This window comes from Mycolicibacterium elephantis DSM 44368, from assembly GCF_004014805.1.
In the GTDB taxonomy this organism is placed as follows: domain Bacteria; phylum Actinomycetota; class Actinomycetes; order Mycobacteriales; family Mycobacteriaceae; genus Mycobacterium; species Mycobacterium elephantis.
In genome coordinates this window covers 102,096-128,688 of the sequence record NZ_ATDN01000089.1, presented here as the reverse complement: position 1 = coordinate 128,688, position 26,593 = coordinate 102,096, and the positions used below count along the sequence as shown (strand labels likewise).

The 26,593-nt window shown below is 68.6% G+C and carries 31 protein-coding genes and 1 pseudogene; 23 read left to right on the top strand and 9 right to left on the bottom strand.

The features are described from left to right. Positions 1 to 108 precede the first annotated feature (108 nt). On the bottom strand, positions 109 to 414 hold the full coding sequence (locus MELE44368_RS26290; protein WP_128111144.1) for a GlsB/YeaQ/YmgE family stress response membrane protein: 306 nt from the start codon (positions 412 to 414) through the stop codon (positions 109 to 111). A gap of 172 nt (positions 415 to 586) precedes the next feature. On the opposite strand from MELE44368_RS26290, the gene MELE44368_RS26285 reads away from it, so the two are divergent. The 10 genes from MELE44368_RS26285 (at position 587) to MELE44368_RS26240 (ending at position 9,007) form a co-directional block, all read left to right on the top strand. Beyond that, the gene (locus MELE44368_RS26285) at positions 587 to 988 is read left to right on the top strand and encodes a secondary thiamine-phosphate synthase enzyme YjbQ (RefSeq protein ID WP_128111143.1); all 402 of its coding nucleotides are present in this window, start codon (positions 587 to 589) and stop codon (positions 986 to 988) included. Between the two features lie 126 nt (positions 989 to 1,114). Then, a complete protein-coding gene (gene alaS, locus MELE44368_RS26280) occupies positions 1,115 to 3,808 on the top strand; it encodes an alanine--tRNA ligase (protein WP_128111142.1) in 2,694 nt (897 codons plus the stop codon). Between the two features lie 4 nt (positions 3,809 to 3,812). Further along, positions 3,813 to 4,328 carry a Holliday junction resolvase RuvX gene (ruvX, locus tag MELE44368_RS26275; protein ID WP_241566780.1) on the top strand — a complete coding sequence of 172 codons (516 nt, stop codon included), beginning with the start codon at positions 3,813 to 3,815 and terminating at the stop codon, positions 4,326 to 4,328. Continuing rightward, positions 4,321 to 5,565, top strand: coding sequence for an endolytic transglycosylase MltG (locus tag MELE44368_RS26270; protein ID WP_128111140.1), 1,245 nt, complete (start codon positions 4,321 to 4,323; stop codon positions 5,563 to 5,565). Before ruvX ends, MELE44368_RS26270 begins: the two co-directional genes overlap by 8 nt. A gap of 5 nt (positions 5,566 to 5,570) precedes the next feature. After that, positions 5,571 to 6,395, top strand: coding sequence for a shikimate dehydrogenase (locus MELE44368_RS26265; protein WP_128111195.1), 825 nt, complete (start codon positions 5,571 to 5,573; stop codon positions 6,393 to 6,395). Positions 6,396 to 6,510: 115 nt separating this feature from the next. Next, positions 6,511 to 6,930: a prepilin peptidase gene (locus MELE44368_RS26260; RefSeq protein WP_128111194.1), complete on the top strand. Its 420-nt coding sequence runs from the start codon at positions 6,511 to 6,513 to the stop codon at positions 6,928 to 6,930. Positions 6,931 to 7,009: 79 nt separating this feature from the next. Then, positions 7,010 to 7,405 (top strand): nuclear transport factor 2 family protein, encoded by a 396-nt coding sequence (locus tag MELE44368_RS26255; RefSeq protein ID WP_206613870.1) that lies wholly within the window; start codon positions 7,010 to 7,012, stop codon positions 7,403 to 7,405. Next, entirely contained in the window at positions 7,402 to 7,893 is a 492-nt protein-coding gene (locus tag MELE44368_RS26250; protein ID WP_128111139.1) for a DUF3237 domain-containing protein, read from the top strand. The genes MELE44368_RS26255 and MELE44368_RS26250 overlap by 4 nt, the downstream gene beginning before the upstream one ends. Before the next feature lie 5 nt (positions 7,894 to 7,898). Next, positions 7,899 to 8,384, top strand: coding sequence for a nitroreductase/quinone reductase family protein (locus MELE44368_RS26245; protein ID WP_128111138.1), 486 nt, complete (start codon positions 7,899 to 7,901; stop codon positions 8,382 to 8,384). 20 nt (positions 8,385 to 8,404) lie between these two features. Then, a complete protein-coding gene (locus MELE44368_RS26240; protein WP_128111137.1) occupies positions 8,405 to 9,007 on the top strand; it encodes a TetR/AcrR family transcriptional regulator in 603 nt (200 codons plus the stop codon). Here the strand turns inward: MELE44368_RS26240 and MELE44368_RS26235 are convergent. From MELE44368_RS26235 to MELE44368_RS26215, 5 genes are read right to left on the bottom strand one after another with little or no spacing between them, the layout of a single operon-like run. Continuing rightward, positions 9,004 to 9,201, bottom strand: a complete 198-nt coding sequence (locus MELE44368_RS26235; protein ID WP_128111136.1) for a CbtB domain-containing protein — start codon at positions 9,199 to 9,201, stop codon at positions 9,004 to 9,006. The two genes, MELE44368_RS26240 and MELE44368_RS26235, sit on opposite strands and share 4 nt — an antisense overlap. Then, positions 9,194 to 9,484, bottom strand: a complete 291-nt coding sequence (locus MELE44368_RS26230; protein WP_128111135.1) for a nitrile hydratase accessory protein — start codon at positions 9,482 to 9,484, stop codon at positions 9,194 to 9,196. The genes MELE44368_RS26235 and MELE44368_RS26230 overlap by 8 nt, the downstream gene beginning before the upstream one ends. Continuing rightward, positions 9,481 to 10,101, bottom strand: a complete 621-nt coding sequence (gene nthA / locus MELE44368_RS26225) for a nitrile hydratase subunit alpha (RefSeq protein ID WP_128111134.1) — start codon at positions 10,099 to 10,101, stop codon at positions 9,481 to 9,483. The genes MELE44368_RS26230 and nthA overlap by 4 nt, the downstream gene beginning before the upstream one ends. After that, positions 10,098 to 10,835 carry a nitrile hydratase subunit beta gene (gene nthB, locus MELE44368_RS26220; RefSeq protein WP_128111133.1) on the bottom strand — a complete coding sequence of 246 codons (738 nt, stop codon included), beginning with the start codon at positions 10,833 to 10,835 and terminating at the stop codon, positions 10,098 to 10,100. Before nthB ends, nthA begins: the two co-directional genes overlap by 4 nt. After that, entirely contained in the window at positions 10,832 to 11,341 is a 510-nt protein-coding gene (locus MELE44368_RS26215) for a DUF1097 domain-containing protein (protein WP_128111132.1), read from the bottom strand. Before MELE44368_RS26215 ends, nthB begins: the two co-directional genes overlap by 4 nt. 118 nt (positions 11,342 to 11,459) lie before the next feature. Here MELE44368_RS26215 and aroC point away from each other — a divergent pair, with 118 nt between their 5' ends. The 4 genes from aroC to aroQ are packed head-to-tail and all read left to right on the top strand — an operon-like array spanning position 11,460 to position 14,860. Continuing rightward, positions 11,460 to 12,671 carry a chorismate synthase gene (gene aroC, locus MELE44368_RS26210; RefSeq protein WP_064891565.1) on the top strand — a complete coding sequence of 404 codons (1,212 nt, stop codon included), beginning with the start codon at positions 11,460 to 11,462 and terminating at the stop codon, positions 12,669 to 12,671. Next, the gene (locus tag MELE44368_RS26205; RefSeq protein ID WP_064891564.1) at positions 12,671 to 13,318 is read left to right on the top strand and encodes a shikimate kinase; all 648 of its coding nucleotides are present in this window, start codon (positions 12,671 to 12,673) and stop codon (positions 13,316 to 13,318) included. The genes aroC and MELE44368_RS26205 overlap by 1 nt, the downstream gene beginning before the upstream one ends. Further along, positions 13,311 to 14,399 carry a 3-dehydroquinate synthase gene (aroB, locus tag MELE44368_RS26200; RefSeq protein ID WP_128111131.1) on the top strand — a complete coding sequence of 363 codons (1,089 nt, stop codon included), beginning with the start codon at positions 13,311 to 13,313 and terminating at the stop codon, positions 14,397 to 14,399. Before MELE44368_RS26205 ends, aroB begins: the two co-directional genes overlap by 8 nt. Next, entirely contained in the window at positions 14,396 to 14,860 is a 465-nt protein-coding gene (aroQ, locus tag MELE44368_RS26195; RefSeq protein ID WP_128111130.1) for a type II 3-dehydroquinate dehydratase, read from the top strand. Before aroB ends, aroQ begins: the two co-directional genes overlap by 4 nt. Here aroQ and MELE44368_RS26190 read toward each other — a convergent pair. Beyond that, positions 14,788 to 15,684 carry a hypothetical protein gene (locus MELE44368_RS26190; RefSeq protein WP_128111129.1) on the bottom strand — a complete coding sequence of 299 codons (897 nt, stop codon included), beginning with the start codon at positions 15,682 to 15,684 and terminating at the stop codon, positions 14,788 to 14,790. The genes aroQ and MELE44368_RS26190 overlap by 73 nt on opposite strands. Positions 15,685 to 15,707: 23 nt before the next feature. Beyond that, the gene (locus MELE44368_RS26185; protein WP_128111128.1) at positions 15,708 to 16,262 is read right to left on the bottom strand and encodes a B-4DMT family transporter; all 555 of its coding nucleotides are present in this window, start codon (positions 16,260 to 16,262) and stop codon (positions 15,708 to 15,710) included. 33 nt (positions 16,263 to 16,295) lie between these two features. Between MELE44368_RS26185 and MELE44368_RS26180 the strand changes: the two genes are divergently transcribed. From MELE44368_RS26180 to MELE44368_RS26140, 9 genes and pseudogenes are all read left to right on the top strand, one after another. Further along, positions 16,296 to 17,384 (top strand): M24 family metallopeptidase, encoded by a 1,089-nt coding sequence (locus MELE44368_RS26180; RefSeq protein WP_128111127.1) that lies wholly within the window; start codon positions 16,296 to 16,298, stop codon positions 17,382 to 17,384. Positions 17,385 to 17,401: 17 nt separating this feature from the next. Further along, the gene (efp, locus tag MELE44368_RS26175; RefSeq protein WP_128111126.1) at positions 17,402 to 17,965 is read left to right on the top strand and encodes an elongation factor P; all 564 of its coding nucleotides are present in this window, start codon (positions 17,402 to 17,404) and stop codon (positions 17,963 to 17,965) included. Further along, positions 17,958 to 18,455 (top strand): transcription antitermination factor NusB, encoded by a 498-nt coding sequence (gene nusB / locus MELE44368_RS26170; RefSeq protein ID WP_128111125.1) that lies wholly within the window; start codon positions 17,958 to 17,960, stop codon positions 18,453 to 18,455. Before efp ends, nusB begins: the two co-directional genes overlap by 8 nt. A 206-nt stretch (positions 18,456 to 18,661) precedes the next feature. After that, a pseudogene (locus MELE44368_RS26165) lies at positions 18,662 to 19,406 on the top strand (GntR family transcriptional regulator). After that, on the top strand, positions 19,403 to 19,630 hold the full coding sequence (locus tag MELE44368_RS26160; protein ID WP_128111124.1) for a 4Fe-4S dicluster domain-containing protein: 228 nt from the start codon (positions 19,403 to 19,405) through the stop codon (positions 19,628 to 19,630). Before MELE44368_RS26165 ends, MELE44368_RS26160 begins: the two are co-directional and overlap by 4 nt. Before the next feature lie 10 nt (positions 19,631 to 19,640). Beyond that, positions 19,641 to 21,071: an ABC transporter substrate-binding protein gene (locus tag MELE44368_RS26155; RefSeq protein ID WP_128111123.1), complete on the top strand. Its 1,431-nt coding sequence runs from the start codon at positions 19,641 to 19,643 to the stop codon at positions 21,069 to 21,071. Between the two features lie 26 nt (positions 21,072 to 21,097). Next, positions 21,098 to 21,955: an ABC transporter permease gene (locus MELE44368_RS26150; RefSeq protein WP_128111192.1), complete on the top strand. Its 858-nt coding sequence runs from the start codon at positions 21,098 to 21,100 to the stop codon at positions 21,953 to 21,955. Then, entirely contained in the window at positions 21,952 to 22,710 is a 759-nt protein-coding gene (locus MELE44368_RS26145) for an ABC transporter ATP-binding protein (protein ID WP_128111122.1), read from the top strand. Before MELE44368_RS26150 ends, MELE44368_RS26145 begins: the two co-directional genes overlap by 4 nt. Continuing rightward, positions 22,710 to 25,388 (top strand): fumarate reductase/succinate dehydrogenase flavoprotein subunit, encoded by a 2,679-nt coding sequence (locus tag MELE44368_RS26140; protein ID WP_128111121.1) that lies wholly within the window; start codon positions 22,710 to 22,712, stop codon positions 25,386 to 25,388. The genes MELE44368_RS26145 and MELE44368_RS26140 overlap by 1 nt, the downstream gene beginning before the upstream one ends. Here the strand turns inward: MELE44368_RS26140 and MELE44368_RS26135 are convergent. Next, the gene (locus tag MELE44368_RS26135) at positions 25,385 to 26,473 is read right to left on the bottom strand and encodes a YVTN family beta-propeller repeat protein (RefSeq protein WP_306439175.1); all 1,089 of its coding nucleotides are present in this window, start codon (positions 26,471 to 26,473) and stop codon (positions 25,385 to 25,387) included. The two genes, MELE44368_RS26140 and MELE44368_RS26135, sit on opposite strands and share 4 nt — an antisense overlap. Positions 26,474 to 26,593 lie beyond the last annotated feature (120 nt).

Sequence of the window (26,593 nt, the reverse complement as noted above, 5' to 3'; positions counted from 1 at the left end):
GCATGGGGTTGCCGCCGGGGCGGCACTGGACCGGCGGACGCGCTGGGGGGACGCGCTCTACCGGTTCACCGACCCCGACGGCAACGTTGGGTACCCCAACCCCCGCGGCTACCGCAGCATGCCGCGGCGAGTGCCCATCATGCCGGTGCGCCGGCGACCCATCAGCGCGGCCACCAACGCCACGCCGATCGCGGCGACGATCACCTGGACGAGCAGTTCCAACCAGTCGATGCCGGCGGTCGCCGTCGGAATGCCGAGCGCCCTGGCCAGTGCGGTGCCGATGAACGCCGAGACGATCCCGACCAGAATGGTGACCAGGAACCCGATCGGCTGACGGCCGGGCAGTACCAGGCGCCCGAGCACGCCGACGACGATGCCGATGAGAATTGCAGTGATGATGCTGGTGATGGTCATGTCTACTCCAAAAGTCTGGTTGCAAGTGCAATACCCACGCACCCCACGAATAAACGCGGGCGTCAACCGAACCCCGCCGAGATCGACCTCTTGGTGATCCCCTCGCACTTTCCCGCCCGTTTGTCCCTTTGGGCGAAAAAGCACCAACCCGGAGGCTCGTAGGCTCGATGCCGTGGACTCCGACGTGCTGACCATCGACACCACCCGCGACCGCACCGTCGACCTCACCGACGCGGTGCGTGACTTCTGCCGCGGCCGCGGCGACGGCCTGTGCAACGTGTTCGTGCCGCACGCCACCGCGGGCCTGGCGATCATCGAAACCGGGTCGGGTTCCGACGACGACCTCGTCGACGCGCTGGAACGACTGCTCCCGCGCGACGACCGCTACCGGCACGCCCACGGTTCCCCCGGCCACGGCGCCGACCACGTGCTGCCCGCCCTGATCTCGCCGTCGGTCACGCTGCCGGTGCAGGACGGCACCCCGCTGCTCGGAACGTGGCAGAGCGTCGTGCTGGTGGACCTGAATCGGGACAACCCGCGCCGGTCGGTGCGGTTGAGCTTCGTCACGTCCTGACGCGGCACTCGCCGCCGCGCCGGTTCGTTGACCTTTCAAGACCGCCAACCGCGACCGGTACTGTAGTGCGGTCGAATAGTCGCAGGTAACTGCAGAACCACACACGACGGCGAGGACAGTAGCAACGTGCAGACACACGAGATCAGGAAGCGTTTCCTCGATCATTTCGTGAAAGCGGGCCACGTCGAGGTGCCCAGCGCCTCGGTGATCCTCGACGACCCCAACCTGCTGTTCGTCAACGCCGGAATGGTGCAGTTCGTGCCGTATTTCCTCGGCCAACGCACGCCGCCGTGGAAGCGGGCCGTCAGCGTGCAGAAATGCATCCGCACGCCCGACATCGACGAGGTGGGCGTCACCACCCGCCACAACACGTTCTTTCAGATGGCGGGCAATTTCTCGTTCGGCGACTACTTCAAAGAGGGCGCGATCGAATACGCCTGGACGCTACTGACCAACCCGGTCGACCAGGGCGGCTACGGCTTGGACCCCGAGCGGCTGTGGGCCACGGTCTACCTCGACGACGACGAGGCCTTCGCGTTGTGGCAGGAGATCGCGGGCCTGCCCGCCGAGCGGATCCAGCGTCGCGGGATGGCCGACAACTACTGGTCGATGGGCATTCCCGGACCGTGCGGACCGTCCTCGGAGATCTACTACGACCGCGGCCCGGAATACGGCGTCGAGGGCGGCCCGGTGGCCAATGAGGACCGCTACATCGAGATCTGGAATCTCGTGTTCATGCAGAACGTCCGCGGCGAGGGCACCTCCAAGGAGGATTTCGAGATCCTCGGCCCGCTGCCGCGCAAGAACATCGACACCGGTATGGGCGTGGAACGGGTGGCGTGTCTGCTGCAGGGGGTCGACAACGTCTACGAGACCGACCTGCTGCGCCCGGTGATCGACACGGTGGCCGCACGGGCGCCGCGCGGATACGGGCAGGGCAGGCACGACGACGACGTGCGCTACCGGATCATCGCCGACCACAGCCGCACGGCGGCCATCATCATCGGCGACGGCGTGAGCCCGGGCAACGACGGCCGCGGTTACGTGTTGCGGCGGTTGCTGCGGCGCATCATCCGCTCGGCCAAGCTGCTGGGCGTCGACGACCCGATCGTCGGCGACCTGATGGCCACGGTGCGCGACACCATGGGCCCGTCGTATCCGGAGCTGGTCAGCGACTTCGAGCGGATCCAGCGCATCGCGGTGGCCGAGGAGACCGCGTTCAACCGCACGCTTGCCTCGGGGTCGCGGTTGTTCGAGGAGGCCGCCAGCGCGACCAAGGCCTCGGGTGCGACGGTGCTGTCGGGTGAGGACGCGTTCACGCTGCACGACACCTACGGCTTCCCTCTGGAACTGACCCTCGAGATGGCCGCCGAGGCAGGGCTGTCCGTCGACGAGGAGGGTTTCCGTGGCCTGATGGCCGAGCAGCGGGCGCGCGCCAAGGCCGACGCGGCGGCGCGCAAGCAAGCCCACATGGACCTGACGGCGTACCGCGAACTGGTCGACACCGGGCCCACCGAGTTCACCGGATTCGACGAGTTGACCTCGGAGGCAAGGATTCTCGGCATCTTCGTCGACGGCCGGCGTGTTCCGGTCGTCAACCAGGAAACCTCTGCCGCGTCCGACAACGTCGAGCTGATTCTCGACCGCACACCGTTTTACGCCGAGTCGGGCGGCCAGATCGCCGACGAGGGCAGCATCACCGGCACCGGCGCGTCGGTCTCGGCCAAGGCCGCCGTCACCGACGTGCAGAAGATCGCCAAGACGCTGTGGACGCACCGCGTCAAGGTCGAGTCCGGCGAGTTCGTCGAGGGCGACACCGTCGTCGCCGCGGTCGACCCGCGGTGGCGGCACGGCGCCACCCAGGGCCACTCGGGAACCCACATGGTGCACGCGGCATTGCGGGAAGTGCTGGGCCCCAACGCCGTTCAGGCCGGCTCGCTGAACCGGCCCGGCTACCTTCGCTTCGACTTCAACTGGCAGGGCGCGCTCACCGAGCATCAGCGCAACCAGATCGAGGAAGTGACCAACCAGGCCGTCGAGGCCGACTACGAGGTGCACTCGTTCACCACCGAACTGGAGACGGCCAAGGCGATGGGTGCGATGGCGCTGTTCGGCGAGTCCTATCCCGACGAGGTCCGCGTGGTCGAGATCGGCGGACCCTTCTCGCTGGAGCTGTGCGGCGGCACGCACGTGCGCCGCTCGGCGCAGATCGGCCCGGTGACGATCTTGGGTGAGTCGTCGGTGGGATCGGGCGTGCGCCGGGTGGAGGCATACGTCGGCCTCGACTCCTACCGCCATCTGGCCAAGGAGCGTGCGTTGATGGCGAGCCTGGCGTCGACGCTGAAGGTGCCGTCCGAGGAGGTGCCCGAGCGGGTGGCCAACCTGGTGGAGCGGCTGCGGACGGCCGAGAAGGAACTCGAGCGGATGCGGCTGGCCAACGCCAAGGCCGCCGCCGCCAATGCCGCCGCGGGCGCGGAACTTATCGGTAAGGTCCGAGTGGTGGCGCAACGGATGGCCGCCGGGACGTCGCCCGCAGATTTGCGCACCCTGGTCGGCGACATCCGCGGCAAGCTGGGCAGCGACCCCGCGGTCGTCGCATTGATCGCCGAGGGCGACAACGACACCGTCCCGTTCGTGGTGGCGGTCAACCAGGCGGCGCAGGATCTCGGCCTTCGGGCCAACGACCTGGTGAAGACGCTGGCTGGGCCCGTCAATGGCCGTGGGGGCGGCAAGGCCGATCTGGCGCAGGGTGCCGGCAGGGGGGCGGCGGGTATCGACGCGGCGTTGGCCGCGCTGCGCGCAGAGATCGACCGGAGCTGACCTCGTGGCCCATACCGACCGCGTGCCCGATCGACCCGGACCTTCGCTTGATCCTCCGGACCCGGGCCGGGGACGACGGCTCGGCGTCGACGTGGGCAGTGTGCGGATCGGCGTGGCGGCCAGCGACCCCGACGGCATCCTCGCCACTCCGCTGGAGACCGTCCGCCGTGACCGCACCGACCGTCATATCCGACGGCTGGCCGCGCTGGTCGATGAACTTGGCGTGGTCGAGGTGGTGGTGGGACTGCCGCGCACGCTCGCGGACCGGTCGGGTGCCTCGGCGCAGGATGCGATCGCGGTGGCCGACGCGTTGGCCCGCCGGATCGCGCCGACACCGGTGCGGTTGGCCGACGAACGGCTCACCACGGTTGTGGCGCAGCGGTCGCTGCGCGAAGCCGGGGTCCGCGCCAAAGGGCAGCGCTCGGTGATCGATCAGGCGGCCGCGGTGGGGATTCTGCAGAACTGGTTGGATCAGCGCCGCACTGCGATGGCCGCGCACGGAGAGGTCGGGGATGACTGACCAATGGGGTCGCGAACGCGCAGAGCCCGTCGCCGTCGGTCCGCCCAGGCGCACGATGACCCGCGCCCAGCGGATCCGAGAGGCGCGCAACCGCCGTCGGCGTCGGATCGTCGGCGTCTTGACGCTGGCCACGCTGATCGTGATCGCCGTGGCGGCGGTGTTTCTGGGATCGAAGCTGTGGCACACCATGTTCGGCACCGCCAACGACTACGCCGGCGAAGGCGTCAACGACGTGGTCATCCAGGTACACGACGGTGACTCCACCACCGCGATCGGTCAGACGCTGCATGAGCATCGCGTCGTCGCGACGGTCGGGGCGTTCGTCAGCGCCGCCGAGGGTAACCCCGCGATCTCGTCGATCCAGCCCGGGTTCTACAAGGTGCGTACCGAGATACCGGCATCCAATGCCGTTGAGCGGCTTACCGATCCGCACAACCGGGTGGGCAAGCTGGTGATCCCGGAGGGACGGCAGCTCGACGACGTGCGCGACGTCAAGACCAACGCCGTCACCGACGGCATACTCTCGCTGATCTCGCGCGCCACGTGCGTGGACCTCGACGGTGAACAGCACTGTGTGTCCGCGGAGGATCTGAAGGACACCGCGAGCACCGCCACTCCCGCGGCGCTGGCTGTGCCGGACTGGGCTCGAGACGCGGTCACGGCGCTGGGCCAGGACCACCGTCGGCTGGAGGGGCTGATCGCGCCCGGGATGTGGAACATCGACCCGTCGGCGTCACCGGGACAGATTCTGTCGACGCTGATCTCGGCGAGTGCGACCCAGTACGCCAAGGGCGGGCTGTTGGAGACCGCGCAGGCGATGAACCTGTCGCCGTACCAGGTGCTGACGGTCGGGTCGTTGGTGCAGCGCGAAGCCACCCCGGAGGATTTCGCGAAGGTGGCCCGGGTCATCTACAACCGGCTGGCCGAGAACCGGACGCTGGAGTTCGACTCCACGGTGAACTACCCGCTCGACCGCATCGAGGTGGCCACCACGGACGCCGACCGCGCCCAGCTCACCGACTGGAACACCTATGTGCGGCCCGGTCTTCCGGCCACCCCGATCTGCTCGCCGGGGCAGCCCGCGCTGACCGCCGCCGAGAAACCCGAGCCGGGGGACTGGTTGTACTTCGTCACCATCGACATGCAGGGCACCACCCTGTTCACCCGCGACTACGAGCAGCATTTGGCGAACATCCAACTGGCGATGGGCAATGGCGTCCTTGACTCCGCGAGGTGAGTGATTTGTGTGCGTCTAGGCGCGCCGAGCGCGACAAACCGCGCACAAATCGCCGGAAAGCCGGGGTGCTGGGGTCACCGATCGCGCATTCGCGCTCGCCGCAGCTGCACCTGGCCGCCTACCGCGCGCTGGGCCTGGACGACTGGACCTATGAGCGCATCGAGTGCACCGCCGAGCAACTGCCGTCGCTGGTCGGCGGTTTCGGACCGGAATGGGTCGGGGTGTCGGTGACGATGCCGGGCAAGTTCGCGGCGCTGCGGTTCGCCGACGAACGCACCCCACGCGCCGAACTCATCGGCTCGGCCAACACGCTGGTGCGCACGGCGGCCGGCTGGCGCGCCGACAACACCGATGTCGACGGCGTGGCCGGCGCGCTGGGGGAGGCGTCCGGTAAGGCGGCGGTGCTGGGCTCGGGCGGCACCGCCCCCGCCGTCATCGTGGGGCTCAGTCAGCTTGGCGTGCAGGACATCACGATCGTGGCCCGCAACCCGGACAAGGCCGCCCCGTTACTCGAGTTGGGTGCCCGGTTGGGCGTCGAGGTCCGGTGGGTCGCGCTGGGCACGCCGCTGGTCGACGTCGACGTGGTGGTCAACACCCTGCCCGCCGACGTCGCGGCGCGGTTCGCGGACTCGGTCGCCGACGTACCCGTGCTGCTCGACGCGATCTACGACCCGTGGCCGACGCCGCTGGCCGCCGCGGTCGCCGCACGGGGCGGCCGCGTGATCAGCGGTCTGGAGATGCTGCTGCATCAGGCGTTCGCGCAGGTCGAGCAGTTCACCGGGCTGCCCGCTCCCAAGGAAGCGATGCGGGCCGCGCTCGACGAGCAGTAGCTGTTCGCGCCCAGTTCTGCCCCTGGGCTGTGGTGCGCGCGGTTCCGCAGCCCTGGCGCAGAAATCGGTGACCGGCGAGGCCCCGCCCAGCCGTTAGCCTTCGACAGTGGGGGCGATGATTTGGTCGGCGACGCTGGCGTGGCTGGCGGCGCTGTGCGTTTTCGATCTCACCGAACGCCGGTTACCGAACTGGTTGACGGTGCCGGGCGCGGTGGTGATTCTCGCGGGCGCGACGCTGGCGGGACGGGGCGCCCCGGCCGCGGTGGGGGCCGTCACGCTGTTCGCGCTGTATCTGGCCGTGCATCTGCTGCGCCCGACGGCGATGGGCGCAGGGGATGTGAAGCTCGCGGCCGGCCTCGGGGCGCTTACCGGCGCGTTCGGCGTCGACGTATGGCTGCTGGCGGCACTGGCGGCCCCGCTGCTGACCGCCGGCTGGGCGATCGTCGCGCTGGTTCGCCGTGGCGAATCGACCGTGCCGCACGGACCTTCGATGTGCCTTGCCGCCGCGGCGGCGGTGACGCTGGCGGTGATCTAGTTCGGACTGGCACCGCATTACATACTCGTGGTAGGTTAATACCTACCTAAGGTATGTAACTCATGAACGGAGCCCACCCGTGACCCGAACCGCCGGCACACAACTGGATCTCAAAGCCCTCTCCGAGCGCTATTTCGACGCATGGGCGGGACGTGATCCCGACGCCATCGCCGCTCTGCACTCCGCCGACACCCGGTTCTGGACGCACACGGGCGGCGAGCCCGTGGTCGGACGTGACAATGTGCGGGCGGCGATCGGCGAACTCTTCACACAGTTCCCGGGATTCTCGTTCGAGGTCTACCGCGTCCTCTACGGTCAAGACCACTGGGTGTTGGACTGGGCGCTGATCTCCGGCGACATCCGGTTCGACTGCCTCGACGTCGTCAACGTGTCACCCGACGGGCTGGTCGTCCGCAAGGACACGTTCATCGACCCGGTGCAGCTGCGGGCCGCGCTGAGCGGGGCGACGTCATGACCGCGACGACACACGTCGACCAGGTGCCGATGGTCGATGAGCTACCGGTGCAACACCTCTTCGACATGGCGGTCGATCTGCTGCCGGCCCAGGCGATCCCGACACCGATCGGCACCCGGCTGACCTTCGTCACCACCGGCGGTGTGCTCGACGGACCCAAGCTGCGCGGCGAGATCCTGCCCGGCGGAGGTGACTGGCTGGTGGTGGGCAGCGACGGCGTCGGTCAGGTCGACGTGCGCGCGACGCTGCGCAGCCATGACGGCGCGCTGATCCACTACGAGGCCCGCGGGGTCATCAAGATCCCGGCGGACGGCATGGACCGGCTGGCCGCGGGCGAGGTGCTCGCGTTCGACGAGACCTACGTGCGCACCACCCCGAGTTTCCAGACCGCCGACGAACGCTACGCGTGGCTGAACGAAATCGTGGCCGTCGGCTACAACATCCTGTCGCCCAACCACATCGACTACCGCGTCTATCAGGTGCTGTGACAACCATGCCGAACCATGAACGCCTTGCCCGCCAGTCGAATCGGGTGGTGCGCAGGTGGCCGCGTGCCCAGCGCAGAATGTCGAGGATCCACGCCTGGATCTACCGGATCAGCGGCGGGCGCCTGCTGCCCCGGTGGTTCGCGGGCGCTCCGGTGATGGTGCTGGAGACCGTCGGCCGTCGTAGCGGCGAAAAGCGCAGCGCCCCGGTGCTTTATCTGCGCGACGGCGACGCGCTGGTGGTGATGGCGGCCAACGCCGGCGCCAGTAGGACGCCCGCGTGGTGGCTGAACCTCCAGGCGGCGGGCGTCGGCGAGGCGATCGTCGGCGGCCAGCGCATCACGGTCGCGCCGCGCGAGCTGGTGGGTGCCGAACGTGACCGGCTGCTGCGGCGGTTCGTCGAGATGTATCCGCAGGCCGAGCACTATCCCCGGTTCACCGAACGGCCCCTGCCGCTGATCGCCTTGAAGCCGACCGAGCCGACCACCAGGTGACCTCCGGCTATCGTCATGCTGTGGCGACGAACGTGGCACGACGCACCCAAGCGCAGCGCACCGAGGCGACCACGGCGGCGCTTCTCGATGCGGCGCGCGCATTGTTCGCCCGCGACGGGTACGACGCGACGTCGCTCGACACGGTCGCCGCCCGCGCTGAGGTGACCAAAGGCGCGGTGTATCACCACTTCAAGGGCAAGCGGCAGTTGTTCGAGGCGGTGTTCGCCCGTGAGGTCGAGCGCATCATGGCGCCGGTGGCCGCCGCCTACGGCCGCAGGAAGGATCCCTGGGACGCGTTCGCCGCGGGCTGCCGCGCGTTTCTCGACGAGTGCCTCGACCCCGAGCTGCAACGCATCATGCTGCTCGACGCGCCCGCGGCCATCGGCTGGGAGCAGGTGCGCCGCCTGGAAGCGCCGCTGCTGCAGATGATGGAACGCGGCATCGCGGGCGCGATCGACGCCGGCCGCATCGCGCGGCGCCCGACCGCTCCGCTGGCCAACTTTCTCTACGGCGGGCTCTGTGAGACCGCGATGATCGTCGCCCGCGCCGACGACCAGAGGGCCGCCCACCGCCAGGCACTGGCCGAGATCGGCCGCGTATTGGACGCGCTGGCGATCCGCTAGTGGCAGGGGAAACCCAGCAGATGCCGTGCGTCGTGGACGAATTCGTGCACGACGGTGCTGGACCCGAAAACCGACGTCGCACCCTGATCGAACCCGACGAAGTAGAGCACCACCAGCGCCACGAACGTCGTCCCGGTCAGCCAGACAGCCGCGGCCAGACCGGCGACACCGGTGGCCACCCGCGCCTCAGCCATGGCCGTCCCCGTTGGCCCTGGCCGGCGCGGTCAGCAGCTGGTGGTCGTCGATCACCTTCTCCAGCGCGGCGACCCAGTGGTCGTAATACTCCCAATCGTCCCGTTCGTCCTCCGGGGTGTTCTCCCATCGGCCGATCGTCTCGATCAGGCTCTGCTGAAAGTCGCTCCAGTCGAAGTGACGAAACTCCGAGAGCGCCAACGCCAGCCCGAACGCGCGGCGCTGCCACTCGTGGTCGAACTGCGGTGCGGCCTGGTCGGTCCTGCAGGTCTCGTGCAGCATCATGACGCCTTGCCCGCCAGCGCGACGCCCATCATGGACTCCGTCGTCACCAACTCCATCAACTCCTCGTCGGTGAAATCCTCGGTGCCGACGGGGCGTTCGGGGATGACGAACCAGCGGGAGTGCCCGCTGCTGTCCCACACCTTGATCTCGGTGTCGGCGGGCAGATCCAGGCCGATCTCGCTGAGCACCGTGCGCGGCTCACGCGCGGCGCGCGACCGGAACACCGGGTCTTTGTACCAGTACGGCGGCAGGCCCAGCACCGGCCACGGAAAACACGAACACAGCGTGCAGATGATCAGGTTGTGCACCCCGGGGGTGTTCGCGACGGCCTGCAGGTGCTCGCCTTCGGCGCCCGCCATGCCCTCGGGCAGGTCGAGTTCGGCGATCGCCGCGGGCGTGTCGACGACCACGCGGGCCGCGAAGTCGGGGTCCGTCCACGCCTTGACCACGATCTTGCGCCCGTTCAGCGGCGTCATCTCCGACTCGAAATAGGACAGCACCTTGTCGACGGTCTGGCTGGTGATCACCCCCTTCTCGACCAGAAGTGACTCCAGCGCAGCGACTTTGGCGGCGCTGGCGGATTCCCGGTCGTCGGGATACTGGAACTGGCCGGTCATTGAACTCCTTCCAGGTACGCCTCGAACAGCTCGGCGTAGATCGTCAGCGGGCCGTCTTCGGCGCGTGCGCCGAACAGCTCCTCGGGCGGAAACGCGACGATGTAAATCGGCATCGGATCACCGATCCCGTCGCCGGTGTGCACGAAATACGCGTAATCACCCTCGAAGACCCGCTCGATCGTGCCTTCGCGGCTGCGGAGATAACCGGGCAGCCGGGTGTGTGCGGCCGCGGGCACGTTGGTGACCCGAACCCGGTCGCCGACACCGAACTTCGGATGCGCGACGTCGCGGCGCGGGCTGTCGCCCTTGCGCAGATAGTCGATCACCTGGGCGTCGACGGCCGGCGCCGGCTCCGGCGGCGGAGGGGCTTTCGAAGCGGCCAACTCCTCCTGCCGCGAGGACAACTCGGTGTCGGTGACGTAGCCCTGGTCGATGAAGAACTGCGTGATCCCGCCCAGCCACTTCTCGTAATAACGGAACTTGAAGTAGTCGAACGGGTTCATCGCCTCTGCGCCCGTGCGCAGGTCGGCCCAGGTCCACTCGTCCTTGAACGTGGTCGGCACCTCGTCGATCGGGTACTGCGGCAGCGCCGAGCCCAGATGGTTGGACAACCCCATCATCGCGACGTGGATGCCGAAGATCCGCTTCTCCCACTCCTCGACGAACACCCGCTTCTCGAAGTGCAACGGCTCGGGCAGGCCCTCCAGACCCCCGAGATAGTGCTGCAGTTTCACGCCGGGCTGCCTTCCGTCGCGGCCTCACGGGTCAGCACGTTGGCCACGTATTCGGAGAGCAGCCCGAACGAGGCGCCGAGCACGCACGCCGTCGCGGCCACGAGCCCCGGATGCGACACCGAGGTCACCGTGATGGCGTTGCCGGTGCCGGCCACCGTCGACACCGTGCCGGCGAACCCGACCACCACCGCCGGCGTCGTCGACAGCAGCGGCACCCGGGACGCCGCCACCATCACCGCGCTGCCGACACCGACCGCCAGTGCCGTGACCCACAGGCCCCCGCCCATCAGCTCGGCCGCGTACAGGCTGGCCGAGGCGATCAGCACGCCCGCGAGGTTGCACGACAGTGAGCGCACCCAGCCGGCGACCGCGCCACCGACGAAGAAGAACGACGCCCACGACAGAAACACCACCCAGATCGGCACCGTGATGACCTCGGCGGTGACCACCACCGCCAGCCCACCGAGGACGCCGATGCTCAACGTCAATGCGGTTCGGGATTCCATGGGCAAAACTGTGCCGCGGACCTGTTTCGCTCACGTGACACCCGCGTTGCGATTTCGGCGCGCCAACCCCCGCTCAGCGACCGTGAACGCGCCCAAATCGCCATGAGAGAATGGCGGCGTGTTGCGATGGACCACAGCTGGTGAATCTCACGGCCGCGCGCTGGTGGCCGTGCTCGAGGGCATGGTTGCCGGCGTGCAGCTCACCACCGACGACATCGCAGCTCAGCTCGCCCGTCGCCGGCTCGGCTACGGCCGCGGCGCCCGGATGAAGTTCGAACAGGACGAGGTCACGATGCTGGCCGGGGTGCGGCACGGCGTCACGCTCGGCGGCCCCATCGCGATCCAGATCGGCAACACCGAGTGGCCGAAATGGGAGACCGTGATGGCGCCGGACCCCGTCGACCCGGCCGCGCTGGAGGACTCCGCGCGCAACGCCCCGCTGACCCGGCCGCGGCCCGGGCATGCCGACTACGCGGGCATGCTCAAGTACGGCTTCGACGACGCCCGCCCGGTGCTGGAACGCGCCAGTGCCCGCGAGACGGCGGCCCGCGTCGCCGCAGGCACCGTCGCCAAGCAGTTCCTCAAACAGGCGCTCGGCATCGACGTGCTGTCCCACATCATCTCGATCGGCGCCTCCGATCCATATGACGGGCCGCCGCCGCAGATGTCGGACCTGGCCGCCATCGACGCCAGCCCCGTGCGCGCGTATGCCGAGGAGGCGGAGAAGTCCATGATCGCCGAGATCGAGGCCGCCAAGCGCGACGGCGACACCCTCGGCGGCATCGTCGAAGTGGTGGCGCACGGCCTTCCGGTCGGGCTGGGCTCGTTCACCAGCGGCGAGAACCGGCTCGACAGCCAGTTGGCCGGCGCGGTGATGGGCATCCAGGCGATCAAGGGTGTCGAGATCGGCGACGGCTTCGAGACCGCGCGGCGCCGCGGCAGCGTCGCCCACGACGAGATCTATCCCGGCGCCGACGGCGTCGTGCGTTCCACGAACCGGGCCGGCGGCCTGGAGGGCGGCATGACCAACGGCCAGCCGCTGCGGGTGCGGGCGGCGATGAAACCGATCTCCACCGTGCCGCGCGCGTTGGCGACGGTCGACATGGCCACCGGCGAGGAGGCCGCCGCGATCCACCAGCGCTCGGACGTGTGCGCGGTGCCGGCCGCGGGTGTGGTCGTCGAGACCATGGTGGCCCTGGTGCTGGCCCGGGCCGCACTGCAGAAGTTCGGCGGCGACTCGCTGACCGAGACGCGGGCCAACATCGACAACTACCTGCGCACGGTGCGCGAGCGCGAACCGTCCGCGCAGTCGGTGCAGGCGTCGGGCTGATGGCTCCCAAAGCGGTACTGGTCGGCCTGCCCGGGTCGGGTAAGTCGACCATCGGGCGCCGACTCGCCAAAGCGCTGGATCTCGCGTTGCTCGACACCGACGCCGCGATCGAGGAGAAGACCGGCCGCACCATCGCCGACATCTTCGCAACCGGCGGCGAGCAGGAATTCCGCCGCATCGAGGAAGAGGTCATCCGCGACGCGTTGGCGTCCCACGACGGGGTGCTGTCGCTGGGCGGCGGCGCGGTCACCACCCCCGGGGTGCGCGACGCGCTGAAGGGACACACCGTCATCTATCTGGAGATCAGCGCCGCAGAAGGGGTCCGCCGCACCGGCGGCAGCACCGTGCGCCCGCTGCTGGCCGGCGGCGACCGTGCTGAGAAGTTCAAAGCGTTGATGTCCCAACGTGTTCCGTTGTACCGGCAGGTGGCCACCATGCGGGTCAACACCAATCGGCGCAACCCCGGCGCGGTCGTGCGCCACATCGTGAACCGGTTGGAGAACCCCGACGCTCCCGAACCGCCGCGCCGGCGGCGCCGCTCACCGTGGCGGCGCGGCCCCTCGTCGCTGACCGCAGAACCGAGCACGGCGGCGCCGCCGTCGCCCGCCACGCTCGCCGCCCGCAACCAGAAGGCCAACCGTGACTGAACCCGTCACCGTAGAAGTACACGTGGACCCGCCGTATCCGGTGATCATCGGCACCGGCCTGCTCACCGAACTGGAGCAGCGGATGCAGGGCAGGCACAGGGTCGCGATCCTGCACCAGCCGGTGCTGGCGCGGACCGCCGAAGCCATCCGAATCACGCTGGCCGACAATCGGATCGACGCGCACCGCATCGAGATTCCGGACGCCGAGAAGGGTAAGGACCTGCCGGTGGTCGGGTTCATCTGGGAAGTGCTGGGCCGCATCGGGGTCGGCCGCAAGGATGCGATCATCAGCCTGGGCGGGGGAGCGGCCACCGACGTCGCCGGCTTCGCCGCGGCCACCTGGCTGCGCGGCATCGACATCGTGCACGTCCCGACCACGCTGCTGGGCATGGTCGACGCCGCCGTCGGCGGCAAGACCGGCATCAACACCGACGCCGGCAAGAACCTGGTGGGCGCCTTCCACCAGCCCGCCGCCGTGCTCGTCGACCTGGCCACCCTGGAAACGTTGCCGCGCAACGAGTTGGTCGCCGGCATGGCCGAGATCGTCAAGGCCGGTTTCATCGCCGATCCGGTGATCCTCGACATGATCGAGGCCGATCCCGAGGCGGCGCTGGACCCGAAGAGCCCGGTGCTGGCCGAGTTGATCCGCCGCGCGATCGCGGTCAAGGCCGAGGTGGTGGCCGCCGACGAGAAGGAGTCGCAACTTCGCGAGATCCTCAACTACGGCCACACGCTCGCGCACGCCATCGAACGCCGGGAGCGCTACCAGTGGCGCCACGGCGCCGCGGTGTCGGTGGGCCTGGTGTTCGCCGCCGAACTGGGCCGGCTCGCCGGGCGGCTCGACGACGACACCGCCGCGCGGCACCGCACGATTCTGCGGGCGCTGGGGCTGCCGGTCAGCTACGACGCCGACGCGCTGCCGCAACTGCTGGAGTACATGGCCGGCGACAAGAAGACCCGGGCGGGCGTGTTGCGGTTCGTCGTGCTCGACGGGCTCGGCAAGCCGGGGCGCCTTGAAGGGCCGGACCCGTCACTGCTGGCGGCGGCCTACTCCGAGATCGCGGAAGGAGCACGCCCATGACCACCGTCCTGGTCCTCAACGGACCCAACCTCGGCAGGCTGGGCCGTCGCGAGCCCGACGTCTACGGCGCCACCACCTACGAGGACCTGGTGTTGCTGATCGAACGCGAAGCCGAGGAGCTGGGCCTGAAAGCCGTTGTGCGCCAAAGCGACAGCGAAACCGAGCTGCTGCGCTTCATCCACGCCGCCGCCGACGCGGGCGACCCGGTGATACTGAACGCCGGTGCGCTGACACACACCTCGGTCGCGCTGCGCGATGCCTGCGCCGAGCTGAGCGCACCGCTGATCGAGGTGCACATCTCCAATGTCCACAAACGCGAGGAGTTTCGGCACCACTCCTACCTCAGCGCGGTGGCGACCGGCGTCATCGTCGGTTTGGGTGTGCAGGGCTACCTGCTCGCCTTGCGGTATCTGGCCAGCCTCGGCTCGGACGACCGTGCGTCGGTGGAGGGCACCGAGTAGCAGATCGCGGTCGAGATGATCGTCGGCAGAATCAGCGTCAGCACAAGCACGAAGCCGACGATCACCACGTTGGGCGCCGTCAGCCAGCCGCCGGGAACCCGCGCCAGGCTCACGGCCAACCAGGATCCGCCGATCGCGAGCACCACGATCCCCGTCGTCGCGAACTTGATCGACCGCAACTCCAGCAGCGTGGGTTCGGCGATGTCGGACAACGACCTTCGCAACGCCCGGGTCCGTAGGGACACCAGCACGAAATCGGTGACGATGAACACCGCGCAGGCGACGATGATGAGTCCTTCGATCCACAGGGCGGGCCGGTGCCCGTACATGAAGCGCAGGTAGTCGATCGAGGTCTCCGAGACGATCAGCGTCGCGGTCATCGCGGCCGCGAACGTCAGCCAGCCGCCCAGTTCCGCCATGAAGCAGTACGCGCGCACGTCGTCGACATCCTGGTCGGCGACCTTGTTGACGGCGTGGCTGGCCAGCATCCAGCCCAGCCCGCCGAAGAGCGCCGTCGCACCGGCGGCCAGCATCCCCGTCGACACCGCGCCCTGGGTCCAGGCGATCGCGCACGTCGCGCGTCGCTCCCCGTCGGGTACCTGGGTCCCGGTGATCAGGCTGAACAGGAAGCTGTCGAGCATCAGCACCAGGACCGCGGAGGAGAACAGCGCCAGCGTGTGCACCGCTTCGCGGCTGTTCTTGTCGAACAACAGGGCGATCGCGGTGATCAGGAAACCGCCGAGAACGCCGGCGAGCTGGGAGTTGGACGCCGCCGAGGACAGCACACTCCACTGGTCGGACGTGCACAACTCGTCCGGGTTCACCGCAGTCGGTGCTCAGGCCCCGATCAGGGTTGATCCTGGCGACGCTCTTCGGTCGGGATCTCGGAGGTCTCATCGCCGCCGGGATGGCGCACGGCGGCGAAGACGTCGGTGTCCGCGCGGTCATCGTCGCCGGCCTGGTGCAGGTGCGGCGTCTGGTCGGCCTTGCGGTCGACGAGCCAGCGGCCCAGCGCGACGCCGGCGACGGCCATCAGGAACACCAGCAGCGCGGTGAACGCCGCGAACGTGGTGACCTCGTTGAGCAGCGCCTCGACGTAGAGCGTCTTGTAGAACAGCGAGATGAACCAGGCCACCAGCCCGCTGACCACACCCGCGAACAGGCCGGCCAGCAGCCACGTCATCGCGAGGTCGCCGCGGCGATCAGGATCGGGGTTGGACCGGGCATCGGTGCGCCCGTCGACCACACCCCAGGCGAACACGGCGATGGCGAACAGCACGACCAGCACGACGCTGATCAGACCCGCCTTGGTCTCCCACGCGTTGATCATCGCTCCCTGCAGCAATCGCACGATCACCATCAGGGCCGCGAACACCAGTCCGCGCAGCAACCACTTACTCATGGGGCCTCACCTTAGCGAGTAGCTTCATCTGCTGTGACTATTTCACAGCGCAGGGCGAGGTTGCGCGAGCGGCTCGCCGCCGCCGACCTGGACGCCATGTTGGTATCGAACCTGGTCAACGTGCGGTATCTGACCGGCTTCACGGGATCCAACGCGGCCCTGCTGGTCCGGGCCGACGACGACACACCGGTGCTGGCCACCGACGGGCGGTACCGCACTCAGGCCGCCGCGCAGGTTCCCGACGCCGAGATCGTCATCGAGCGGGCCTGCGGGCCGCACCTGGCCGGGCGCGCCGCCGCGGACAGGGTGCGGCGGCTCGGCTTCGAAAGCCACGTGGTGACGGTGGACGGCCACGCCGCGCTGGTCAAGGCGGCAGGCGAGGACGTCGAGCTGGTGCGCGCCGCGGGCACGGTGGAAGCGCTGCGGGAGGTGAAGGACGCCGGCGAGGTCGCGTTGTTGCGGCTGGCCTGCGAGGCCGCCGACGCCGCGCTGGCCGACCTCCTCGAGCGCGGCGGGTTGCGGCCGGGGCGCACGGAAAAGGACGTGCGCCGGGAGCTGGAGTCGCTGATGCTCGACCACGGCGCCGACGGTCCGTCGTTCGAGACGATCGTGGCGGCGGGCCCGAACTCGGCGATTCCGCACCACCGGCCGACCGACGCGGTGCTGGCCGCCGGCGACTTCGTCAAGATCGACTTCGGTGCGCTGGTCAGCGGCTACCACTCCGACATGACGCGCACCTTCGTGCTGGCGCCGGCCGCGCAGTGGCAGCGCGACATCTACGAACTGGTCGCCACGGCGCAGCGCGCCGGGCGGGAGGCGCTCGTCCCCGGCACCCCGTTGCGCGACGTCGACGCCGCATCGCGGCAGGTCATCGCCGACGCCGGCTATGCGGACAACTTCGGCCACGGCCTCGGCCACGGGGTCGGGCTGCAGATCCACGAAGCGCCCGGAATCGGTGCCGCGTCCGCCGGTACACTGCTTGCTGGCTCTGCGGTGACCGTGGAGCCCGGTGTCTATCTGCCCGACCGTGGTGGCGTCCGCATCGAGGACACGCTGGTCGTTGGCGAATCGGGCACACCTGACTTGCTCACCCGGTTCCCCAAGGAACTGGCGATCCTCTGACAGGAGAACAACCGACCGTGGCAACGACTGCAGACTTCAAGAACGGCCTCGTGCTGGTGATCGACGGCCAACTCTGGCAGATCGTCGAGTTCCAGCACGTCAAGCCAGGCAAGGGGCCGGCGTTCGTGCGGACCAAGCTGAAGAACGTGGTCTCTGGCAAGACCGTCGACAAGACCTACAACGCGGGCGTGAAGGTCGAAACCGCAACCGTGGACCGGCGCGACGCGACCTACCTCTACCGCGACGGCAGCGACTTCGTGTTCATGGACTCCGAGGACTACGAGCAGCACCCGCTGCCCGAGTCGATGGTCGGTGACGCCGCCAAGTTCCTGCTGGAGGGCATGCCGGTGCAGATCGCCTTCCACAACGGCACACCGCTTTACCTCGAGTTGCCCGTCACGGTGGAACTCGAGGTCACCCACACCGAGCCGGGGCTGCAGGGCGATCGCTCCAGCGCGGGCACCAAGCCCGCCACCGTCGAAACCGGCGCCGAGATCCAGGTGCCGTTGTTCATCAACACCGGCGACAAACTCAAGATCGATACCCGCGACGGCAGTTACCTAGGAAGGGTGAATGCCTGATCGTGGGCCCGACCGTGGTCGCCATCAGGCCCGTAAACGCGCCGTAGACCTGCTGTTCGAGGCCGAAGCCAGAAACATCACCCCGGCCGAAGCGGCCGACGCGCGAAACGCCTTGGCAGACAAGCAATCCGATGTCGCACCGCTCAACCCTTACACGGTGAAGGTGGCGCACGGGGTCACCGAGCACGCCGCGCACATCGACGACCTGATCTCGGCGCATCTGCAGGGGTGGACGCTGGAGCGGCTGCCCGCCGTCGACCGCGCCATCCTTCGGGTGGCGGTGTGGGAACTGCTGTACGCCGACGACGTGCCCGAACCGGTGGCCGTCGACGAGGCCGTCGAACTCGCCAAGCGGCTATCCACCGACGACTCACCGGGTTTCGTCAACGGCGTGCTGGGCCAGGTGATGCTCGTGACCCCGCAGATCCGCGCCGCCGCGCAGGCCTTGCGCGACAACAGCGACGGCGACGGGGACGGCGACGCGGAGTAGCGGCCGCCCGCTCGTCACGGGTCCGCGCGGGGACTTTCGCTCACCGCGATTGTTAAATCTCGGGCCACCGTAGGTGGCGTAATGCGGCTCGATGCCGCACCTTTGACCTGGTCGCGGCGAAATCGCAGCGGCGCAATGAGTTAACCTAGCCCGACCGGCACCTGCGCGCGCTGCGAGACGGTCACCAGTGCACTTACCGTGTCCGCATGCCCCAATCCGAGCCGACGCCGATCCGGCGGCCTCGCGCGGACCGAGCCCGCCAGGTCGCCGACGTTCTGCGACACCAGATCCACGCGGGCGGTTACGCAGGAGGACTGCCCGGCGAACAAGATCTGGCCGCGGAGTTCTTCGTGTCCCGCAACACGATTCGTGACGCGCTGGCCACGCTCAAGAACGAGGGGCTGATCGAGCGTGGACCCAAAGTGGGCACCCATGTCGCGGTCCGCAAGTATGACCACGGACTCGACCGGCTCGTCGGGCTGCAGGAGACGTTCAAGGATTACGGCGAAGTCCACAACCAGGTTCGCACGGTCGCACACCTGGCCGCACCGCCTGCGGTGGCCCGCCGTCTGCGATTGCAGCCTGGAGAGAGCGTCGTGTTCGTCGAACGACTGCGCTACGTGAGCGATCTGCCGCTGTCGCTGGATCAGACCTATCTGGCCCCCGACATCGGCGCCGAAGTGTTGCGGCATCCGCTGGAGCACAACGACGTGTTCTCGCTCATCGAACAGGTCTCCGGTCAGCGTCTGGGTTCGGCCACCCTGGCGCTGGAAGCTGTTTCGGCAGATCCGCATTCGGCGGCGACACTTCAGGTGCCCACCGGTGCGGCACTGCTCATGTTGGGAACGACTCACCAGCCTCGACGACGGCCGGCCCGTCGACCTCGAATACATCCGCATGCGCGGTGACCGAATCACCATGCGCGGCAGCCTTATCAGGAGCATCCCATGACGCTGGTCAACCAACGTGCCGATGTGCCGGTGACGATCGACGAATCTTTGTGCATCACCGGCTGCACCCTGTGCGTGGACATCTGCCCGCTGGACTCCCTGGCGATCAACCCCGACAACGGGAAGGCGTACATGCATGTCGACGAGTGTTGGTACTGCGGGCCGTGCGCAGCCCGCTGTCCCACCGGCGCCGTCACCGTCAACATGCCGTACCTGATTCGTTGAGGACATTCACATGACCAGACCGTCTCTGCGCCTCGCGGCGCTGGCCGCCGGGCTCACCTTGGTTGCATCGAGTTGCTCGCTCGACGCCGGATCGAGCTCGTCAGGCGACGTCGTCGACGTCGTCATCGGCTACCAATCCAAGACCATCAACACCGTCACCGCAGGCACTCTGCTGCGTGCGCAGGGCTATCTGGAACGGCGGCTCGCCGATATCACCTCACGCACCGGGACCCGGTACGAGGTGACATGGCAGGACTACGACACCGGGGCGCCCATCACCGCGCAGATGGTGGCCGAGAAGATCGACATCGGTTCGATGGGCGACTACCCGATGCTCATCAACGGCTCTCGGACCCAGTCCAACGAACGCGCCCGAACCGAGATCGTGGCGGTCACCGGGTATCACCCCAAGGGTGCGTTGAACATGGTTGTGGTGGCCCCGGGTTCGCCGGCGCAGACGCTGGCCGACCTCGACGGGCAGAAGATCTCAGCCAGCGTCGGCTCGGCCGGCCACGGAACGCTGGTACGGGCGCTCTCGCAGGCGGGCATCGACCCGAACACCGGTGTCGAGGTGCTCAATCAGCAGCCCCAGGTTGGTGCGTCCGCGCTGGAATCCGGCCAGGTACAGGCCCTTTCCCAGTTCGTCGCGTGGCCCGGACTGCTGGTGTACCAGGACAAGGCGAAGCTGCTGTACGACGGGGCAGAACGGAACTACCCGACGTTGCACGGAGTGGTGGTCCGCCGGGCGTACGCCGCCGAGCATCCCGAGGTGCTCGACGCGTTTCTGCAAGCCCAACTGGACGCCACGGACTACCTGAACTCCGAACCGTTGGCGGCCGCGCGCATCGTCGCCGAGGCCAGCGGCCTGCCGCAGGAGGTGGTGTACCTCTACAACGGCCCCGGCGGCACATCGTTCGACACCACGCTCAAGCCGTCGCTGGTGGAAGCGCTCGAAGGCGATGTGCCCTATCTCAAGTCGATCGGCGACTTCGCCGAGCTCGACGTCGCAGGCTTCGTCGAGGACGCGCCGCTTCGCAACGCGTTCCAGGAGCGCGGCCGCGACTACGACCTGGCGGTGTCATCGACCGCGAACCCGTCGGTGATCAGCGGCGCCGACCCGGTCTGCGACGCCCCGGTGGCCGACCCGGCCCAGGCCGGCGAGTTGTGGCTGGACGGTGCCGACACCACCCAGCCGGCCGCCAACCCGACCTGCCTTCTGAAGGCGGTCCGCGAGGCCACCGCACGCGGTGCGACCGTGCGCGCGGCCTACGTCGCCGACACCGAGTTCGGCACCCGGTGGTTCGCGGACAAGGCCATCTGGGTGCGTGACGGCCAGACCTTCCTGCCCTTCGCCACCCCGGCGGGCGCCCAGCGGTTCATCGACGCCCATCCGGGTACGGCCGCCGTCGACTACCAGCGGGCACTGGAGGGCGCGGCGTGACAACTGCCGACGCAACCAGCGCGCAACTGGTTCCTGACCGGCCGGGCACTGTTGTCGAGGCGCCGGCATCGGACCTGCCGACGGTCCGCCGGGAAGGCAGAGCAACGCAATGGCGCCGCAGGGGGATCCGGCTGACCTCGGTGCTGGCCGCCGTCGGGTTATGGCAGCTGTTGACAGCCAACGACATTCGGTTGTTTCTGCGCTTCGACACCCTGCCCACCGTCACCGAAGTCGCCGCGACGTTGGTGAACCGCATCGGCGGCCAGGAGTACTGGCTGGACCTCGGGCAGTCACTGATCCGCATCCTGACCGGGTTCGGACTGGCAGCGGCCGTCGGTGTCGTCACCGGCATCATGCTGGGCCGCTCCAAGGTGTTCTCCGATGTGTTCGGCCCGTTGACCGAACTGGCGCGCCCGATCCCGGCGATCGCGATGGTTCCGGTGGCCATCCTGTTGTTTCCCACCGATGAAGCCGGGATCGTGTTCATCACGTTCCTGGCGGCATATTTCCCGATCATGGTCAGCACCCGCCACGCCGTTCGCGCGTTGCCGACGATATGGGAGGACTCGGTGCGCACACTGGGCGGAAACCGGTGGGACGTGTTGGGCCGCGTGGTGTTGCCGGGCATCCTGCCGGGGCTCTTCGGCGGGCTCTCGGTCGGCATGGGAGTGGCCTGGATCTGTGTGATCTCGGCGGAGATGATCTCGGGCCGGCTCGGTGTCGGGTACCGCACCTGGCAGGCGTACACCGTGCTGAACTACGCCGACGTGTTCGTCGGCATCATCACGATCGGCGTGCTCGGTTTCGCCACCGCGGCCGCGGTCGAACTCATCGGGCGACGCGCTACCCGCTGGTTGCCGCGCGGCGAGGAGAACGGGCGATGACCGCCACGGCAGCGCCCACTTCGGTGCAAGGTATGCGGCTCGAACTCGACGACGTGCGGTTGTCCTACACCGGTGTGCCGGTCGTCGACGGCTTACGCCTGACCGTCCAGCCGGGCGAAATCCTGGTGCTGACCGGGCCGTCCGGGTGCGGCAAGTCCACCGTGCTGCGTGCCCTGGCCGGTCTGCTGACACCCGCCGCCGGCCGGGTGCTCGCCGACGGGGCCGAGGTCACCACCACCTCGCGCGACCGCGGAATGGTGTTCCAGGACAGCGCGCTGTTGCCGTGGCGATCGGTGCGATCCAACATCGAATTGGCGCTCGCACTGCGCGGGACACCCCGTGGAGGCCGACGTGAGCGCGCCGAACGCTGGATCGACGAGGTCGGGCTGGGTGGATACGCGGACTACCTGCCCAAGAGCCTGTCGGGCGGAATGCGTCAACGGGTGCAGCTGGCGCGGGGGCTTGCCGGCGCGCCGCGCGCGGTGATGATGGACGAACCGTTCGCCGCGTTGGACACCCAGACGCGGGCCGCCATGCAGCGCCTGCTGATCGACACCTGGTGCGCCCACCCGACGACCATCGTGTTCGTCACCCACGACGTCGACGAGGCGTTGATCCTCGGCGACCGGGTGGCGGTGCTCGGTCGGGTCGGCCAGCCGTTGCGCGCTCTGCTCGAGGTGCCCGAGCCGCGCTCCACGACCGTGGACCGCGGTGCTTTACGCACAGAAATCATTGCAGCCCTGAACAACTCATGATGCAGATACCTTCCCTCGATGACACCATCCGGCTCGACTGCGACGTGCTGGTGATCGGCGGCGGCACCGCGGGCACCATGGCTGCGCTCACCGCCGCCGAGCACGGCGCGCAGGTGTTACTGCTGGAAAAGGCGCACGTGCGGCATTCCGGTGCGTTGGCGATGGGAATGGACGGAGTGAACAACGCCGTCATCCCCGGCAAAGCCACCCCCGAGGACTACGTGGCCGAGATCACCCGCGCCAACGACGGAATCGTCAATCAGCGCACCGTGTATCAGACCGCGACGCGTGGTTTCGCGATGGTGCAGCGGCTGGAACGCTACGGGGTCAAGTTCGAGAAGGACGAGCACGGCGAATACGCCGTGCGCCGGGTCCACCGGTCGGGTTCGTACGTGCTGCCGATGCCGGAGGGCAAGGACGTCAAGAAGGCCCTCTACCGCGTGCTGCGGCAACGCTCGATGCGTGAGAGGATCCGCATCGAGAACCGGTTGATGCCGGTGCGGGTGCTCACCGCCGACACCGGGAGGGCCGTCGGCGCCGCCGCGTTCAACACTCGCACCGGGGAATTCGTCGCCGTCGCGGCCAAGGCGGTGATCCTGGCCACCGGAGCGTGCGGGCGACTGGGCCTGCCCGCCTCGGGCTATCTGTACGGCACGTACGAGAACCCGACCAACGCCGGCGACGGATACTCGATGGCCTATTACGCCGGCGCCGAACTGTCCGGCATCGAGTGCTTCCAGGTGAACCCGTTGATCAAGGACTACAACGGGCCTGCTTGCGCGTACGTGGCCAACCCGTTCGGCGGCTACCAAGTGAACGCGTTGGGGGAGCGGTTCGTCGACTCAGACTACTGGTCGGGCCAGATGATGGCCGAGGTGAAGCGGGAGATCGAATCTGCCCGCGGCCCAATCTATCTGAAGGTCTCGCACCTGCCCGACGAGACGGTGACGGCATTGGAGAACATCCTGCACACCACCGAACGGCCCACTCGCGGGACGTTTCACGCCAACCGCGGACACGACTATCGCACCCACGACGTGGAGATGCACATCTCCGAGATCGGGCTGTGCAGCGGGCATTCGGCCTCCGGGGTTTGGGTCGACGAACACGCCCGCACCACCGTGCCGGGACTTTACGCGGCCGGTGACCTGGCCTGCGTGCCGCACAACTACATGATCGGCGCGTTCGTCTACGGCGATCTCGCCGGCGCGCACGCGGCGTCGACGCTGCCCGGTGTGACCGCACCGCGGACCCTGCCGCGCGATCAGCTCAACGAGGCCCACGAGCTCATCTACCGTCCGCTGCGCCATCCCGACGGCCCGCCGCAGCCCCAGGTCGAATACAAGCTGCGCCGCTTCGTCAACGATTATGTGGCGCCGCCGAAGACGGCGTCGAAGTTGTCGATCGCCGTCGCGACGTTCGAGAGGATGCGCACCGAGATCGCGGAGATGGGCGCGCGGACACCACACGAGCTGATGCGCGCAGTCGAGGTGTCGTTCATCAGGGACTGCGCAGAGATGGCCGCCCGTTCGTCACTGACCCGCACCGAGTCGAGGTGGGGGCTCTATCACGACCGGGCGGATCTTCCCGAGCGCGACGACCAGAACTGGCGCTACCACCTCAACCTGCACAAGGCGGCCGACGGCACGATGGCGTTTCTGAAGCGGCCGGTAGCGCCGTATTTCGTCCCGGTGCCCGAGTTCGAGCACCTTCCGTCGGACGCGGCCGCGGCAGCCGTGCAGCAGCCGCTTTCCGCTGTGGGGCGCGCGCCCGCCGCGACCACCACCAGGGTGCGTGCACCGTCGGGGCCGCCGCCGTCGCCGCGGATCGCCGCGGTGCTGGCCTTGGAGTCTCCGATGCTGCCGGACCTGCTCGACTTCTTGACCGACCCGGATCGCGACGTCCGGCGAACGGCCGTGCGCACCCTGACCGAGCATCTGCCCGAGGGTTACGGGTCGGCTCTGCTGACCGCGCTCGGCGACGACGACCCCGAGGTGCGACGGGAGGCGGCCGCCGGGGTGCGTGAGCTCGTCGAGGTCCTTCCTGATCCGGAAAACCTTGCCAAGCACCTGCATTCGCCCGATGCTGTCGTGCGCGCGGCAGCGGTGCATGTGCTCGCGTCCTGCAGGGCCGGCGAGCCCGGCCAGTACCGGCAGGCGCTTCATGACACCGATCACCGGGTCCGCATCGAAGCGGTACGCGCTGTGGTATCCGTCGACGATGTGGACGGTGTGAGCGCCGCCGCCCGCGATGACAACCGTGAGGTCCGCATTGCGGTCGCAAAGGGCCTGGCGACCCTGCGCGCCGGCGCCGACACCGTTCGTGCGCTTCTCGCCGACGCCGACCCGCTGGTCCGGGCGGCTGCGCTGGCGGCGTTGGGAGCCATCGGATGCGGCGACGGCGATGTCCCCGAAGTGCGACTCGCGCTGGAGGAGCCCGCCTGGCAGGTGCGGGAGGGCGCGGCCAAGGCGCTTGCGGGTGCGTCGCCCACGGTCGCCGTGCCCGCGCTGTCGCGGGCACTGGCCGACCGGCACCTCGACGTGCGCAAGGCCGCCGTGCTGAGCTTGACGCGCTGGGCGGCCTCAGAACCGGCCGCGCGCGACGCGCTCGGCCAGGCGTTGGACGACAGCGATGCCGACGTGCGCGCATACGCGCGGCGAGCGTTGACGTTGACCTAGTGGCCGTGGCCGTGTGCTGACTGGTGTTCCGGCGCGGGCAGATTCAACGTCGTGGTGACGGGGGCGTCCGCGGCGGGCGGTCGGGGCGAATAACTGATTCCGTTGGGTTCACGGCCGACGGGGATCGTCGCCGACACCGACAGGTCGTCCAAGTCGATCGCCGACACCGTGTCGTCGAACGTGTTGGTCACCCACGCCCGCGTCGCGTCGGTGTCGATCACCACACCGTGCGGCCCGGAACCCGCGTCGACCGTGCCCCGCGGGAGCATCGCCTCGGTGTCGATCACCGACACGGTCCGGCCCGGCGCGTCGACGGTTCCCTGATCGGCGCTCAGCACCGAGCCTTCATCCGGAGTCAGGTACAGCTGCACCGGCGGGGTGGGAACGTCGGTGCTGCCCACCACCTTTTTTGTCATGAGGTCGACCTTCACCACGGCCGGGGGTTCGGTGACGCTGCTGTACGCATAGCGGCCGTCGGCGGTGACCGCGACCTGTAGCGGTTCGCTGCCCACCGGCACGGACCCCCGCAGCGCGTCGGTCGCCGGATCGATCAGATCGAGCCTGCCTGCCATGGTGTTGGCCACCACGATCACCGAACCGTCTGCCGCCGCCCGCAGCCCGTGCGGCATGCCGCCGAGGTCAATAGTGGTGACCGGCGTCAACGCCGCACTTTGATAGACCGATACCGTGCCGTCTCCGGCGTTGGTCACATACACCTTGCCGTTGGGCGCCTCGATCACATGCGCGGGGCCCGGCCCGGTGTCGGCGAACGCGTGGACCGCGTACGCGGCGGTGTCGATGGCGACGACCCTGTTGGTGCTGCCGCTCACCGCGTAGGCGATGTCGCCATCGGAACCCAACTGGACGTTGTGCGGCGACTGGATGCCTTCGAGCGTGCTGACGACGGCGTCGGTGGCCGCATCGACGACGCTGAGGCTGTCCGCACCCTCGTTGGCGACCCACACGGCGCCGGTCACCGGACCCGGTTCGGTGCGCTCGGCGCTGTCGCCGGTGCCGTCGGCGCACGCCGCGACCATTCCTGTGACCAGCAGGGCAACCGACATCACGGCGAATCGCGACCGCACGGGAAATCATCTCCTCCGGCTCGCTGCGAGCATGGCCCAGCAGGCGGTGAAGCGCTAGGGGCTGCAGTCGTCGCGGAAGGGGACCAATGTCCCTACCGGGGATGGTGACCGCTGCGTTAT